This window comes from Actinomadura mexicana, assembly GCF_900188105.1.
GTDB classification, from domain to species: Bacteria; Actinomycetota; Actinomycetes; order Streptosporangiales; family Streptosporangiaceae; genus Spirillospora; species Spirillospora mexicana.
Genome location: NZ_FZNP01000007.1, coordinates 94679 through 108579, shown reverse-complemented (window position 1 = coordinate 108579; position 13901 = coordinate 94679). Strand labels below are relative to the sequence as shown.

The window sequence follows — 13901 nt, the reverse complement described above, 5'->3', positions numbered from 1 at the left end:
GTGATCGATGTGGTTCTTCCCTGCCTGAACGAGGCCGAGGCGTTGCCCTGGGTGCTGGACCGGATGCCCGAGGGGTTCCGCGCCCTGGTGGTCGACAACGCCTCCACCGACGGCTCCGCGCGCGTGGCCGCCGACCACGGCGCCCGCGTCGTCGCGGCGCCGCAGCGCGGCTTCGGCGCCGCCTGCCACGCCGGGCTGCGGGCCGCCCGGACCGAGGTGGTGTGCGTGATGGACGCCGACGCCTCGCTTGACCCCGCCGACCTGCCCCGCCTGGTCGCCGCCCTCGGCGACCTGGAATCCGGCGGCGGCCGCGCCCCGGCGCCGCCGGGCCTGTCGCCGCCGGGCCTGGTGCTGGGGCGGCGGCGGCCGACCGGGCCGGGCGCGTGGCCGCCGCACGCCCGCCTGGGCAACGCCGTGCTGGCCCGGTCGCTGAACCGGCGCGCCGGGACCCGGCTGCGCGACCTCGGGCCGATGCGCGCCGCCCGCCGCGACGCCCTGCTCGGCCTCGGCCTGCGGGACCGCCGGTTCGGCTACCCCCTGGAGATGGTGCTGCACGCCGCCCGCGCCGGGTGGCGGATCGGAGAGATCGACGTGCCCTACCGGCCCCGCACCGGCGCCTCGAAGGTGACCGGGACGCTCGGCGGGACGGTCCGCGCCGTCCGCGACATGCGCCGCGTCCTGGCGGAGGTCGCCCGATGACCGCCGACGCCGACCTCCTCGTCATCGCCAAGCAGCCCGTCCCCGGCCGGGTCAAGACCCGCCTGACGCCCGCCTACACCCCCGCCGAGGCCGCCGCGCTCGCCGAGGCGTCCCTGCGCGACACCCTCGCCGCCGTCGCCGCCGCACCGGCCGGCCGCCGGATCATCGCGCTCGCCGGCGCTCCCGGGCCGTGGCTGCCGGACGGCTTCACCGTCATCGCCCAGCGCGGCGGCGGCCTGGACGAACGCCTCGCGCACGCCTTCGCCGACGCCTACGCGGGCCGCCCGCTGGTCCTGATCGGCATGGACACCCCGCAGGTCACCCCCGCGCTGCTCGACCGCGCCCGGCGCGCGCTCGGCCGCCGCGACGCGGTGTTCGGGCCCGCCCGCGACGGCGGGTTCTGGCTGCTCGGGCTGCGCCGCCCCGCCGCGGCGCTGCTGCGCGGCGTCCCGATGTCGCGCCCCGACACCGGCGCGGTCCAGCTCGCGCGGCTGCGCGCCGCCGGGCTGCGGATCGCGACGCTGCCCGAGCTCACCGACGTCGACACCCCCACCGACGCCGCGGCCGTCGCCGCGGCCGCGCCGGGCGGTCTGTTCGCCGCCGCCGTGCGGGCCCTCGGCCACCGGACCGTCCCGGCATGATCGGCGAACTGTACGAGGAGGCGCTGCGGGGCCGCGCCCCGGTGGAGATCGAGCACGCCGACGGGCGCCGCCGGCCGCTGCCGGTGCACGACTGGCTGGCGGTGCGGCCCGGCGACGGCGGGCTGCTGGCCCGCTGCGAGGGCGCCACCCTGGACGTCGGCTCGGGACCGGGCCGGCTGACGGTGGCGCTGGCCCGCCGCGGCCTGCCGGTGCTGGGCATCGACCTGGCCCCCTCCGCGGTCGCGCTGACCGTCGCGGCGGGCGGCCCGGCCCTGTGCCGCGACGTTTTCGGCCGCGTGCCCGGCGCCGGGCGGTGGCGCACCGTGCTGCTCGCCGACGGCAACATCGGCATCGGCGGCGACCCCGCCGTGCTGCTGCGCCGCGTCCTGGCGCTGCTGGCGCCCGGCGGGCGGGTGCTGGCGGAGGTCGGGCCGCCCGGCTCGGCCTCCCGGGTCGAGCCGCTGCGGCTGCGCTCGGACCGGTCGGTCGGCGAATGGTTCCCCTGGGCGCACGTGTCCGCCGACGCCGTCGCCGGGCTGGCCGCCACGTGCGCCGCGACCGTCGCCGAGTCCTGGGAGGACGCGGACCGGTGGTTCGTCGCCCTGCGCTCCGGGGACGTGCGCCCATGAGACCCGCACCCGGACGGTACAGGCCGCCCGCGCCCGCCGCCGTGCTGCGCGGGATCCCGGGGCGGTTCACCAGCCGCCTGCACGACGAGCGGGTCGCCGCCTGGCTCGGCATCGCCCTGGGCGTCAGCGTCCTGGTCTCCTTCGGGACCGGGCTGGTCAGCCACTTCATGCAGCAGCCCGCCGGGTGGATGCTGTGGCCGTCGCGGCCGGTGAACCTGTACCGGGTCACCCAGGGCGTGCACGTCATCGGCGGGCTGGCGACCGTCCCGCTGCTGCTGGCCAAGCTGTGGACGGTCTACCCGCGGCTGTGGCAGTGGCCCCCCGTCCGCTCGCTCGTCCACGGCGCGCAGCGGCTGCTGGTGTTCGTCCTGGTCGGCGCGGCGCTGTTCCAGTTCGTCACCGGGGTGCTGAACATCGCCTACTGGTACGCGTTCCGGTTCTACTTCACCACCGCGCACTACTGGACGGCCTACATCCTGGTCGGTGCGCTGGTCATCCACATCGCCGACCAGTGGGCCAAGGCGCGCCGGACCGTGATGACCCGCCCCCAGGACGGTGTCGGGCGCCGCGGCTTCCTGCTCACCGTCGCCGGCGCGAGCGGCGTCGTCGCGCTCACCACGGTGGGGGAGGCGGTCACGCCGCTGGCGCGGCTGGCGGTGCTGGCGCCCCGCCGCCCCGGCACCGGGCCGCAGGACGTCCCGGTCAACAAGTCGGCCGCCGCGACGGGCGTCACCGCTGAGGCCCGGGACCCCCGCTGGCGCCTCACCGTCACCGGCGAGGTCGCGCGGGAGGTCACCCTGTCCCTGGCCGACCTGCGCGCGCTGCCGCAGCACACCGCGCGGCTGCCCATCGCCTGCGTGGAGGGCTGGAGCATGGAGGCGGTCTGGCGGGGCGTGCGGCTGCGCGACGTCCTTCGCCTGGCCGGCGTCGCCGACGACGCGCAGGTGCGGGTCGAGTCGCTGGAACGCCAGGGCCTCTACCGCACCTCGCAGGTCGCCCCGCCGCACTGGCACGACCCGCTGACGCTGCTGGCCCTCGGCATGAACGGGGCGCCTCTCGCCCTCGACCACGGCTACCCCTGCCGCCTCATCGCCCCGAACCGGCCCGGGGTCATGCAGACCAAATGGATCCAGCGGCTGGTGGTGTCGTGAACGCGGGGACCGTTTCGAAGGCGGCGGCGTACGCGGCGGGCCTGGCGCTCATCGCCGTCGGGCTGCGCGGGATCGTGGACGAGGTCCCCCTCGCCCAGTGGGCGAAGTGGTTCGCCGGGGCGGCCGTCCTGCACGACGCCGTCCTGGTCCCGGCGGTGCTCGCCGCGGGGGCGCTCACCGGCCTCGTGCCCGCCGGCGGGCGGCGCGTCGTGCGCGCCGCGCTGGTCATCGGCGCCTGCGTGACCGTGGTGTCCATCCCCGTCGTGCTGGCCTACGGGCGCCGCGCCGACGAACCGTCCCGCCTTCCGCTGCCCTACGGCCGCAACCTGGGGATCGTGCTGGGCGCCATAGCCGCCGCGGCGGCCTGCGCCCTCGTCGTCCGCGCGGTCACCGCCCGCCGCAGGGCCGGGCGCGCATCCGGGCATGGCGGAGCGACGCGCGCCCCGCGGCCCTCCCGGAAGGAGTCGCGGCGGTGACGCTCACCGAGGCGCGCGGCCGGGCGGAAGCGGCCGGGAAGTCGGCGGGACGCCGATGGCCGGGATGGGTCGCCGTCGCGGTGTGGGCGGCCGGGATCGCGGCGGCATTCGCCGTGGGCTGGCACCTGCGGCGCGCGGGCCTGGCCACCGAGGACCCGCTGCCCCCGCTGCACGCGCGGGCGCGGGAATCGCCGCCGACCTGGCGGCTCCTGCCCGCGGCCGCCGCGGCGGCCCTGGCCGTGGCGGCGCTGCCCGCGCTCGCGGTCCGGCTGCCGTGGCGGGCGCTGCCGCCGGTCGCGTGGGCGGCCGCCGCCGCGTGGACGGTGGCCCTGGCCGCCTCCGACGGGTGGGACGCGCTCGCCCGGCCGCTGGACGCCCCGACCGAGTACCCGGCGGGCCTGGCGCAGCTGCGCCCCGACCCGCTGGCCTGGCTGGACACCTTCACCGAGCGGCTCGGCGGCTACACCACCCACGTGCGGGGGCATCCGCCGCTGCCGATGCTGGTGCTGTGGGCGCTGGAGAAGGCCGGTCTGGGCGGCACCGGATGGGCGGCGGCGTTCCTCATCGCGGCCGGGACGTCGGCGGCGGCGGCGATCGCGGTGACGGTGCGGTGCCTGGCGGGGGAGCGGGCGGCGCGGGCCGCGGTGCCGTTCCTGGCGCTGGCGCCGCTGGCGGTGTGGATCGCGACGGCGATGGACGCGTTCTTCCTTGCCGTCGCGGCCTGGGGGACGGCGCTGCTCGCGCTCGCCGCCCGCGGCGCGGGCAACCGTGCGCTCGCCTCGGCCGCGGCGGGCGGGCTGCTGCTGGGGTGCCTGCCGTATCTGAGCTACGGGCTGCTTCCCCTGTTCGCGGTGCCGCTCGCGGTCGTGGTGCTGGGCCGTCCCCGGGCGCGGGTGCTCGCGGCCGCCGGCGCCGCGCTGGTAGTGGTTCCGGCCGCGTTCACCCTGCTGGGGTTCTGGTGGCCCGACGGCGTCCGCGCCACCCTGGACACCTACCTGGTCAGCCGCGGATCGGCGCAGCGCTCCTACGCCTACTTCGTGTTGGCGAACCTGGCGGTCCTGGGCCTCCTGACGGGCCCGGCGGTGGCGCACGCGCTGCCGCGCACGCTGGCCGAGCTGGGCCGCGGCGCCCTGTGGCGGGCTGTGCTGGGACGCGGGCCGCGGTCCCCTACGGTCGCGCCCGCGGCGGCGGTGGCGGTGCTGGCGGGTGCGGCACTGCTCGCCGTGCTGGTCCTGGACGCGTCCGGCGTCACGCGCGGCGAGGTCGAGCGGATCTGGGTGCCGTTCGCCGCGTGGCTGACGGCCGCCGCCGCCGTCGACCGCTCCCGGGCGCGGGCGTGGCTGGCGGCGCAGGCGGTGACGGCGCTGGCCGTCCAGGCGGTCGTGCTGTCCCCCTGGTGAACGCCGTGCGCTCCACTTCGCCGCCGTCGCCTGGGACCGCCGCGCCGAGTCCCGCCAGGTGCTGCGCCTGCTGAAGCGCTGACCGGACGCCTGCGCGCGGCGGACGGCCCGCGAGCCCTCCGGCTCGCGGGCCGTCCGCCGTCTGAGGGGTCCCGGCGGCGCCCCGCCTGCGGCCGGGACCGCTCGGAAGGTCAGGCAGTTGAAAGGACGGGGCGGTTGAAAGGACAGGGCGGTTGAAAGGTCAGGGCCAGGTGATGAGGGTGTGCCCCCAGGTCAGGCCCGCGCCGAAACCGGCGAGCAGCACCAGGTCGCCGGGGCCGATCCGCTTCGTCCGCACGGCGCGGTCGAGGGCGTAGGGGATGCTGGCGGCGCCGATGTTGCCGACGTCGTACCCGACGATCGCCAGCTGCCCCGGGTCGAGCCCGGCGTCCCCGGCCAGCGCGGCGACCAGCTGCGGGTTGGGCTGGTGCGGGACGACCAGGGCCAGGTCGGCGGGCTTGATCCCGGCGGCCTCGGTCGCCTCGGCCACCAGCCGCGGGAAGATCGCGGTGATGAAGTCGCGGACGGCGCGGCCGTCCATGTGGATGGTGTGGCCGAGGCCGGCGAGGGTCTCGGCGCTGGCGGGCAGCCGGCTGCCGCCCGCGGGGATGAGGACGTCGTCGGCGCCCGAGCCGTCCGATCCGAGGGTGATCGGGCCGATGCCGTGCCCGGGCGGGGCGGGCCCGACGACCGCGGCGGCGGCGCCGTCGCCGAACAGGGCGGCGGTGGCGCGGTCGGCGGGGTCGAGGAACCGCGAGTAGACCTCGACGCCGATGACCAGCGCATGGCAGGGCGCGCCGCGCTGGGTGGCCAGCCAGCCGATGGCGGCCTGCAACCCGAACACGAACCCGCTGCAGGCGGCGGAGATGTCGAACGCGGCGGCGCGGCGGGCGCCGAGCATCGCCTGCACGCGGCAGGCGGTGGACGGGGCGATCACGTCGGGCGTGGAGGTGCCGAGCACGATCAGGCCGAGGTCGGCGGCGTCCAGCCCGGCGGCGCGCAGCGCCCGGCCGGCGGCGGCCGCGGCCAGGTCGGAGGCGGCCTCGCCGGGCGCGACGACGTGCCGCCGCCTGATCCCGGTGCGGCGCTCGATCCAGTCCGGTTCCAGGCCCAGCGAGCGGGACAGGTCGGCGCTGTGCGCGACGCCGCGGGGCAGGTGGGCGCCGGTTCCGCGGATGGCCCACCCCCGCCCGCCGTCCCGCGCCGCTCCGCTGTCGTCCGCCCGGTCCGGCCGGTGCGTGTCGGGCACGGTCATGCGGGTCCTCCCCCCATCACCGGACTGGCGGTTGTCAGTCCCATCCCATAAGTGAATAATCCCATTTCAGGGTTTTGGTCCATAACTGAGAGCTAAGCGGCCGTTGTCTTAAAGGAAAAGGCAGCCTTCCTTCCAGGTAAGGAGACCCCGCGTGCGCGCACCCCGATTCCGCCCGGCCGAAGAGCTCGAACCCGACGACATCTGCGCCTTCCTGTTCCCCGGCACCGGCTCCGCGGGGGTCCCCGACCTGCCCGCCCTCGCCCGCACCGGGCCCGGCGCCGCCCGCGCCGTCGCCGACGTCCTGGACGCCGTGCAGGAGGGCCTGCCCCGCAACGGCTGGCCGCGCCTGCGCTCGATCCTCATGGACGATCCGGGCGGCTACCGGGAGGCCGCACGCACCCCCGGCGTCGCCCAGCTCGCCGGCTACGCCGCGTCCGTCGCCGTCGACCGCGCCCTGCGCGCGCACGGCGTCCATCCCCGCTTCGCGGTCGGGCAGAGCTTCGGGGAGATCGCCGCGCTGGTGTGCGCGGGGGCGTTCTCCATCGCCGACGGCGCCCGCATGGGCGTGGCCGCCGTCGGCGTCCTGGCCCGGCACGGCGGGGGCGGCGGCATGGGGCTGCTGGAGGCCGGGGAGGACCGCACCCTCGCCTGCATCGACGCCGCCGGCGAACCGGAGGTGGTCGTCGCGTGCCTGAACGCCCCGCAGGTCACGGTCGTGTCCGGGCCTGACGGGCCCCTGGACGCCGTCCTGGACGCCGCGCGCGGCGAGGGGGTGAACGCCGTGCGGCTCGCGGTGCCCTACCTGTCCCACCATCCCGTGATGGCCGGCGCCGACGAGGAGTGGTACGCCATGATCCGCGGCTTCCCGCAGCGGCCTCTGGAACTGACGGTCCACTCGCCGGTCCGCGGCCGCGCCTACCGCGACGACGACGACCTGCACCGCGCCATGGCCGACTGCATCGTCAGACCCGTCCGGCTGCCGGAGGCGCTGCGCGCCGTGCAGGCTGCGGGCGCGACGGTGTTCACCGAGGCCGGCGCGGGCAACGCGCTGTGCCAGTGCGCGCGGCTGACCCTGCCGGACGCGCGGACGATGGCGCCGCTGCGCGACCGCCCCCGCCACGGGCTGACCGGCAAGGCCGCCCCAGGCGTCACCCCCTCCGGCGAACGAAAGGACCCCTCGTGACCACCGACGCCGACGGTCTGCGGCAGTTCGTGCGCGGCTCCTCCCTCGACGCCAAGACCCGCGCGCGGCTGGAGGAGGCCGTCCCCGAGGAGTTCTTCACCGTCCCCGGCGGGCTCACCGCGCCCGGCCGGCACGCGCTCACCTACGAGCGGCTGCGCCGCGCCGGGCTGGCCGCGCCGCCCGCCGGCGAACTGCTGGCCGACCCGCCGGCGCTGTGCGCGCTGCTGGAGCGCGCCGCGATCGCCGACCCGCCGCTGTTCCACATGATGCTGCTGCACTACACCCTCGCGCTCGGCCCGATCCTGCGGTTCGGCGACGGGCAGCGGGAGACGCGGCCGCTGCGCGAGTCCCTGGAGTCGATGGCCTCGTTCGGCACGCTGCTGATGACCGAGGTGGGACGCAGCAACAGCCACCTGTCGCCCCGCACCGTCGCCCGCCACGACCCGGCCACGGGCGGGTTCGTGCTCAGCACCCCGGACGTGCAGGCCGCCAAGTTCCCCACCAACACCGCCCACCCGGACCTGCCCAAGACCGCCGCCGTCTACGCCACCCTCGTCCACGGCGGCCAGGAGCGCGGCGTGTTCGTGTTCGCGGTGCCGCTGCGCGGGCCCGGCGGCGCCGTCCCGCCCGGCGTGCGGATCGTCCCGGCCCCCGAGACCACCGGACTGCAGATCGACTACGCCGCCGTCCTGCTGGAGGACGTCCGCGTCCCCTACGAGGCGTGGCTGCGCGACGGCGCCGGCATCGGCGCCGACGGGGCCTTCCACGACCCGCACGGACCCGCGGCGGCGCGGCTGACCCGCTCGATGGGCATCGCCCCGCCGGTGTGGCGGGCGGTCGTGTCGGCCTCCGCCGCGATCACCCGGGCGTCCGCCGGGATGCTGCTGTCCCACTCGGCGGGCCGCTCCACCCTCGGCCGGCTGGCGCCGCGCCGCCCGCTGACCGACTACCGCAACCAGCAGGAGGCGGTGCTGGGCGCGCTGGCGTCCGCCTACGCCCTCACCGCCGTCGCCGCTCACGTCACCACACCGCGCCCCCCGGGCGAGGCGGCGGGCGAGGCCGCGGACGCGGCGGGCGGGCCGGCGACCGCGTGGGCGCCGTGGTCGGCGGTCGACCGGGACCTGGCGCTGCTGAAGGCCGCCGCGACCGTCCAGGCGCAGGAGACGGTGTCGGCGTGCCGGGTGCACAGCGGCGCCCCCGGGTTCGCCGCCGTCGAGCGCCTCAACGCCTACCGGGGCCTGACGCACGCCTACCAGAACGCCGGCGGCGACAACGAGCTCATCCTCTACGACACCGCGCGCGCGATGGCCGACCGCGACCGCTACGTCCCGCCCGAGCCGGAGCTCGGGCCGCCCGACGACGGCGACCTGGACTCCCCGCGCGTGTGGCTGTTCCTGGCCCGCGACGCCGAGCGCCGGACGCGCGACCGGCTCGCCGGACGGGTCGAGGCCGCCCTGCGCGACGGGCAGGACGCCTTCACCGCCTGGAACGGCAACCTGGCGCTGGCCGAGCGGACGGCCACCGCCTGCGCCGACCGGATCATCCTGGAGATCCTCGCCGCGGCCGCCGGCGCCGGGCCGCGGGCGCTCGGGCCCGTCCTGCGCCTGCACGCGCTGGACCGGCTGGAGCGCCGCGCCGCCGTCCTGCTCAACGAGGGGGTCGTCCCGCCGGGGATCCTGGACGAGATGTGGGCCGCGCGGCGCCGCACGTGCGACGAGCTGGCGCCCCGAGCGGACGAGCTGGCCGCCGCCTTCGACCTGCCCGCCCCCGTCACCGCGCCCGCCGCCTTCCTGGCCTGAGGGCGCACGCACGGGAAGAAACGGCACGCCACGCCGCGAATTCGCCAAGAAGGCGGGGGAACCAGCGCAAGGTGACTACCGTTCTCGTTAGACAGACCGCACGCGGGTGATGGCGCCCGCAGCCGATACGGAGGTAGACACAGTGGGAGTCAGTCTGAGCAAGGGCGGCAACGTCTCGCTGACCAAGGAGGCCCCCGGACTGACCGCCGTCGTGGTTGGTCTGGGATGGGACGTGCGGACCACGACCGGAACCGACTTCGACCTGGACGCCAGCGCCCTGCTGTGCTCGGCGGAGAACAAGGTCCTGTCGGATCAGCACTTCGTGTTCTTCAACAACCTCAAGAGCCCCGACGGCTCGGTCGAGCACACCGGCGACAACCTCACCGGTGAGGGCGAGGGCGACGACGAGGCGATCAAGGTGAACCTGAGCGGCGTCCCCGCCGAGATCGCCAAGATCGTGTTCCCGGTGTCGATCTACGACGCCGACAACCGCCAGCAGAGCTTCGGGCAGGTCCGCAACGCCTTCATCCGCGTGGTGAACCAGGCCGACAACAGCGAGATCGCGCGCTACGACCTGTCGGAGGACGCCTCGACCGAGACCGCGATGGTGTTCGGCGAGCTGTACCGCAACGGCGCCGAGTGGAAGTTCCGCGCGGTGGGCCAGGGCTACGCCTCGGGCCTGTCGGGCATCGCCTCCGACTTCGGGGTGAACGTCTGACCCTCTCCGCACGTGGACGGGGCGCCCCCGCGGTGGGGGCGCCCCGTCGCGCGTCCGGCCCGGGATCCGGGCGTCCCTCAGCCGGCGGGGACGACGGCGAGGGCCTCGATCTCCACCAGCAGGTCGTCGCGGACCAGGCGCGACACCTCGACCAGCGACGCGGCCGGCGCCACGCTCCCGGGGACGAACTCGGCGCGTACGGCGCGCACGACCGGGGCGCCGCCGGCGTCCCGCAGGAAGTATCCGAGCCGCACGACGTGCTCCCAGCGGGCGCCCGCGGCGGTGAGCGCGGTCTCCAGGTTGGCGAACACCTGCCGGGTCTGGGCCTCCAGGTCGCCGGGGCCGACCAGGTTCCCGGCCGGGTCCAGCGGGATCTGGCCGCTGATCACCACCAGCCGGCCGGGCACGTCGACGGAGACGGCGTGGCTGTACCCGGTGCCGGGCGCCAGGCCCGGCGCGTCGATCTGGCGGTGCGCGGGGCGCGGCTCGTCGCTCGTCACAAGATCACGATACCGGTGGGCGGTCGAGCAGCTCCTCCCGCAGCCGGGTCTTGAGGATCTTGCCGCCGGGGTTGCGGGGCAGGCCCTGCTCGCGGAACCACACGTGCGCGGGCACCTTGAACGCGGCGATCCGCCCGGTCAGGAACTCGCGGAGCTCGCGCCCGGAAACCGCGGCGCCGGGCCGCGGCACGACCACCGCGCCGACCTCCTCGCCCAGCGCCTGGTGGGGGACGCCGATCACGGCGCAGTCGGCGACGGCGGGATGCTCGTAGAGGGCGGCCTCGACCTCGGCGCAGTAGATGTTCTCGCCGCCGCGGATCAGCATGTCCTTGGCGCGGTCGACGATGTAGACGAACCCGTCGGCGTCCAGGCGGGCCAGGTCGCCGCTGTGGAACCAGCCGTCCACGAACGCCGCGGCGGTCGCCTCGGGCTTGTTCCAGTAGCCCTTGATGACGTTGGGCCCCTTGATGAGCAGCTCGCCGACCTCGCCGGTCGGCAGCTCCTCCCCGGCGGGCCCCACCACCCTGACGTCGCAGACCGCGACGGGCGGGCCGACGCTCTCGGGCCGCTCCAGGTAGTTCAAACCGCCGTTGTAGGTGGTGACCGAGGAGGTCTCGGTGAGGCCGTAGCCGTTGCCGGGCATCCGCTCGGGCAGCCGCTCCCTGATCTCGTCGACGAGGGCGGGCGCGGCCGGCGCCCCGCCGTAGCTGACGCCGGTGAGGCTGGAGGTGTCGAACTCGCCGAAGTCGGGGGAGGTGAGGACCTGCCAGGCCATCGTCGGCACGCCGCCGAACCCGGTGACCCTCTCCCGCTCGATCAGCTCCAGCGCCTTGCGGACGTCCCACTTGTACATCAGCACCACGGTGCCGCCCTGCAGGGCGCTGGACACCAGCACCGAGTGGCATCCGGTGGCGTGGAAGAACGGGACGCTCAGCAGCGTCACGCGCGGCTGCGGCGCCGCGAGCTCCTCGACCGTGCGGCCGGCGCGCACCCCCGCCGACATGATCCCGTAGGCGAGGCTCACGGGGTTGCCGGCGATGTTGCGGTGCGTGCCGAGGGCGCCCTTGGGCCGTCCGGTGGTGCCGGAGGTGTAGAAGATCGTGGCCTCGTCCTCGGGGTCGAGCGGCACGTCGGGCAGCGGCACGTCGGGCGGGGACACCTCGGAGGGGGACGCGGCGGCCGGGTCGCCGGCGGCGTCCTCGAACGCCTCCATGCCCGCGGGCACGGCGCCGCCCGCCCGCGCGACCAGGCACGCCACGCCCAGGTCCGGCAGCACCGCGGCGAGCCGCTCGGCGCGCTCGACGTCGGCGACCAGGACCTTGGCGCCGCAGTCGGCCAGCCCGTACTCCAGTTCCCCGGCGCTCCACCAGGCGTTCAACGGGACCACGACGGCTCCGGCGACGGCGGCGCCGAAGAACGCCACCGACCACTCGGGGTAGTTGCGCATGGCGATCGCGACCCGGTCGCCCTTGGCGATCCCGTACCGGTCGACGAGCCGCCGCGCGAACGCGGCCGCCCGCGCGTGGTGCTCGGCGAAGGTGAGCCGGTCGTCCCCGTAGACCAGGAAGTCCTTGTCGCCGTGGAGGCGGGAGGTCTCCAGGACGTCGCGCAGGGTGGGCGGGGCGTTCTTCCACACGCGGGTCCGCACGCCGCGGATCCGCGCCTCGGCCATCTCGAACGGCTGCCCCGGCGCCGTCATCGCCGCCCTGACCTCGGCGATGCTCGCCGGCCGCCGCCCGGAGCCCTGCACGTCCCGGTCCTGCACGTCGCGCCTCCCGCGGGTCGGGGCGCACCGCCGAGCGGCCCGTCCGCCGAACATGATTCGGTGCGCCGTGCCCGAAAATGTATGGTCCGCGTCACACACAGGTCAACGCCCCGGCGCCGCGGGGCCCCGAGAGGACCGGTCCGGGCGGACGGTCCCAGGGAAGATCCCTGCCTGCGACAATGGGGGCATGACCGAGCGCAAGCCGATCGAGTACTGGCTGTCGGACATGGACGGCGTCCTGGTGCACGAGGGCCGTCCCGTCCCCGGCGCCGAGGAGTTCGTCCGCCGCCTGGCGGCGTCCGGAAAGCCGTTCCTCATCCTGACCAACAACTCGATCTACACCCGGCGGGACCTGTCGGCCCGCCTGGCGGCGGCCGGCCTGGCCGTCCCGGCCGAGTCGATCTGGACCTCGGCGCTGGCCACCGCCCGCTTCCTGGCCGACCAGCGGCCCGAGGGGTCGGCCTACGTCATCGGGGAGGCGGGCCTGACCACGGCGCTGCACGAGGCGGACTTCGTCCTCACCGACATCGACCCCGACTACGTGGTGCTCGGCGAGACCCGCACCTACAGCTTCTCCCAGATCACCCGCGCGATCCGGCTGATCGAGGGCGGCGCCCGGTTCGTGGCGACCAACCCCGACCCGATCGGCCCGTCCCCGGAGGGCTCGCTGCCGGCGTGCGGCGCCGTCGCCGCGATGATCACCCGGGCGACGGGCGTGGAGCCCTACTTCGTCGGCAAGCCGAACCCGCTGATGATGCGCACGGCGCTCAACGTGGTCGGCGGGCACAGCGAGAGCACCGCTATGATCGGCGACCGCATGGACACCGACATCGTCGCCGGCGTCGAGGCCGGGCTGGAGACGATCCTGGTGCTGACCGGCGTCACCCGCAAGGACGAGATCGCCCGGTTCCCGTTCCGCCCGCACCGCGTGGTGGCGTCCATCGCCGACCTCATCGAGCTGGTCTGACCGGCGCCCGGGCCGGGCCGTAGACGCGCGGACGCCATGCGCACCATCGGACAGGGCGGCTCGGTGGAGCTGGAGGTCCGCAGGTCCCGGTTCGTCTGCACGCTCGCCCGCGCCGCCGACGAGGCCGAGGCGGCGGCGTTCATCGCCGGGCACCGGCGGGAGCACCGCGACGCCACCCACAACTGCACCGCCTACGTCGTCGGCGAGCACGGCGAGATCACCAAGAGCAGCGACGACGGCGAGCCGGCCGGGACGGCGGGGATCCCGATGCTGGAGGTGCTGGTGCGGCGCGGGCTGACCGGCACCGCCGCGGTCGTCACCCGCTACTTCGGCGGGGTGAAGCTCGGCGCGGGCGGCCTGGTGCGCGCCTACGGGCAGGCGGTCTCCGGCGCCCTCGACGCCGTCGGGGTGGTGGAGCTGCGCCCGGTGGTGACGGTAACCGTCGGCGTCGACCACGCGCTGGCGGGCCGGTTCCTGGGCGACCTGCACGCCAGCGGGCACCAGCCCGGCCACGTCCGCTACGGGACGGGCGTGGAGGCCGACGTGGCGGTGCCCGTCCCGGAGCTGGAGGCGTTCGAGGCGTGGGCTGCGCAGGCCACCGCCGGGCGCGCCTGGACGCGGCGCGGCGCGCCCGGCCACATCGAGGTGCCCGTCCGCTGACCGGGCCCGCCGTCCGGAC

General features: G+C 76.3%; 14 protein-coding genes. 11 read left to right on the top strand and 3 right to left on the bottom strand.

Going from position 1 to position 13901, the window contains the following annotated elements:
• The 6 genes from CHC11_RS19265 to CHC11_RS19240 are packed head-to-tail and all read left to right on the top strand — an operon-like array spanning position 1 to position 4996.
• On the top strand, positions 1-699 hold the full coding sequence (locus CHC11_RS19265) for a glycosyltransferase family 2 protein (RefSeq protein ID WP_218826160.1): 699 nt from the start codon (positions 1-3) through the stop codon (positions 697-699).
• On the top strand, positions 696-1340 hold the full coding sequence (locus CHC11_RS19260; protein WP_089313148.1) for a TIGR04282 family arsenosugar biosynthesis glycosyltransferase: 645 nt from the start codon (positions 696-698) through the stop codon (positions 1338-1340). Before CHC11_RS19265 ends, CHC11_RS19260 begins: the two co-directional genes overlap by 4 nt.
• On the top strand, positions 1337-1969 hold the full coding sequence (locus CHC11_RS19255) for a class I SAM-dependent methyltransferase (protein WP_089313147.1): 633 nt from the start codon (positions 1337-1339) through the stop codon (positions 1967-1969). The genes CHC11_RS19260 and CHC11_RS19255 overlap by 4 nt, the downstream gene beginning before the upstream one ends.
• Positions 1966-3120 carry a molybdopterin-dependent oxidoreductase gene (locus CHC11_RS19250; RefSeq protein WP_089313146.1) on the top strand — a complete coding sequence of 385 codons (1155 nt, stop codon included), beginning with the start codon at positions 1966-1968 and terminating at the stop codon, positions 3118-3120. The genes CHC11_RS19255 and CHC11_RS19250 overlap by 4 nt, the downstream gene beginning before the upstream one ends.
• Positions 3117-3596: a hypothetical protein gene (locus CHC11_RS19245; protein ID WP_089313145.1), complete on the top strand. Its 480-nt coding sequence runs from the start codon at positions 3117-3119 to the stop codon at positions 3594-3596. Before CHC11_RS19250 ends, CHC11_RS19245 begins: the two co-directional genes overlap by 4 nt.
• Entirely contained in the window at positions 3593-4996 is a 1404-nt protein-coding gene (locus CHC11_RS19240; RefSeq protein ID WP_089313144.1) for a hypothetical protein, read from the top strand. The genes CHC11_RS19245 and CHC11_RS19240 overlap by 4 nt, the downstream gene beginning before the upstream one ends.
• A gap of 241 nt (positions 4997-5237) precedes the next feature.
• On the opposite strand, the gene CHC11_RS19235 is transcribed toward CHC11_RS19240, so the two are convergent.
• On the bottom strand, positions 5238-6290 hold the full coding sequence (locus CHC11_RS19235) for a 3-oxoacyl-ACP synthase III family protein (RefSeq protein WP_089313143.1): 1053 nt from the start codon (positions 6288-6290) through the stop codon (positions 5238-5240).
• A 151-nt stretch (positions 6291-6441) separates the two neighbouring features.
• Here CHC11_RS19235 and CHC11_RS19230 point away from each other — a divergent pair, with 151 nt between their 5' ends.
• The 3 genes from CHC11_RS19230 (at position 6442) to CHC11_RS19220 (ending at position 9990) form a co-directional block, all read left to right on the top strand.
• Positions 6442-7473: an ACP S-malonyltransferase gene (locus tag CHC11_RS19230; RefSeq protein WP_089313142.1), complete on the top strand. Its 1032-nt coding sequence runs from the start codon at positions 6442-6444 to the stop codon at positions 7471-7473.
• The gene (locus CHC11_RS19225) at positions 7470-9272 is read left to right on the top strand and encodes an acyl-CoA dehydrogenase family protein (RefSeq protein WP_089313141.1); all 1803 of its coding nucleotides are present in this window, start codon (positions 7470-7472) and stop codon (positions 9270-9272) included. Before CHC11_RS19230 ends, CHC11_RS19225 begins: the two co-directional genes overlap by 4 nt.
• 142 nt (positions 9273-9414) lie before the next feature.
• A complete protein-coding gene (locus CHC11_RS19220) occupies positions 9415-9990 on the top strand; it encodes a TerD family protein (RefSeq protein WP_089313140.1) in 576 nt (191 codons plus the stop codon).
• 77 nt (positions 9991-10067) lie between these two features.
• Here the strand turns inward: CHC11_RS19220 and CHC11_RS19215 are convergent, their stop codons facing one another.
• Positions 10068-10490, bottom strand: a complete 423-nt coding sequence (locus CHC11_RS19215) for a RidA family protein (protein WP_089313139.1) — start codon at positions 10488-10490, stop codon at positions 10068-10070.
• A gap of 4 nt (positions 10491-10494) precedes the next feature.
• The gene (locus tag CHC11_RS19210) at positions 10495-12255 is read right to left on the bottom strand and encodes a class I adenylate-forming enzyme family protein (protein WP_245919444.1); all 1761 of its coding nucleotides are present in this window, start codon (positions 12253-12255) and stop codon (positions 10495-10497) included.
• Positions 12256-12442: 187 nt separating this feature from the next.
• Between CHC11_RS19210 and CHC11_RS19205 the strand changes: the two genes are divergently transcribed.
• On the top strand, positions 12443-13222 hold the full coding sequence (locus CHC11_RS19205) for an HAD-IIA family hydrolase (RefSeq protein ID WP_089313137.1): 780 nt from the start codon (positions 12443-12445) through the stop codon (positions 13220-13222).
• 36 nt (positions 13223-13258) lie between these two features.
• Positions 13259-13882 carry an IMPACT family protein gene (locus CHC11_RS19200; RefSeq protein ID WP_089313136.1) on the top strand — a complete coding sequence of 208 codons (624 nt, stop codon included), beginning with the start codon at positions 13259-13261 and terminating at the stop codon, positions 13880-13882.
• The last annotated feature ends 19 nt before the right edge of the window (positions 13883-13901 follow it).

Bases quoted from the DNA above. Each gene is read 5' to 3' on its own strand.
- CHC11_RS19260 (WP_089313148.1), top strand. From the start codon at position 696: ATGACCGCCGACGCCGACCTCCTCGTCATCGCCAAGCAGCCCGTCCCC.
- CHC11_RS19255 (WP_089313147.1), top strand. From the start codon at position 1,337: ATGATCGGCGAACTGTACGAGGAGGCGCTGCGGGGCCGCGCCCCGGTG.
- CHC11_RS19250 (WP_089313146.1), top strand. From the start codon at position 1,966: ATGAGACCCGCACCCGGACGGTACAGGCCGCCCGCGCCCGCCGCCGTG.
- CHC11_RS19235 (WP_089313143.1), bottom strand. From the start codon at position 6,290: ATGACCGTGCCCGACACGCACCGGCCGGACCGGGCGGACGACAGCGGA.
- CHC11_RS19205 (WP_089313137.1), top strand. From the start codon at position 12,443: ATGACCGAGCGCAAGCCGATCGAGTACTGGCTGTCGGACATGGACGGC.
- CHC11_RS19200 (WP_089313136.1), top strand. From the start codon at position 13,259: ATGCGCACCATCGGACAGGGCGGCTCGGTGGAGCTGGAGGTCCGCAGG.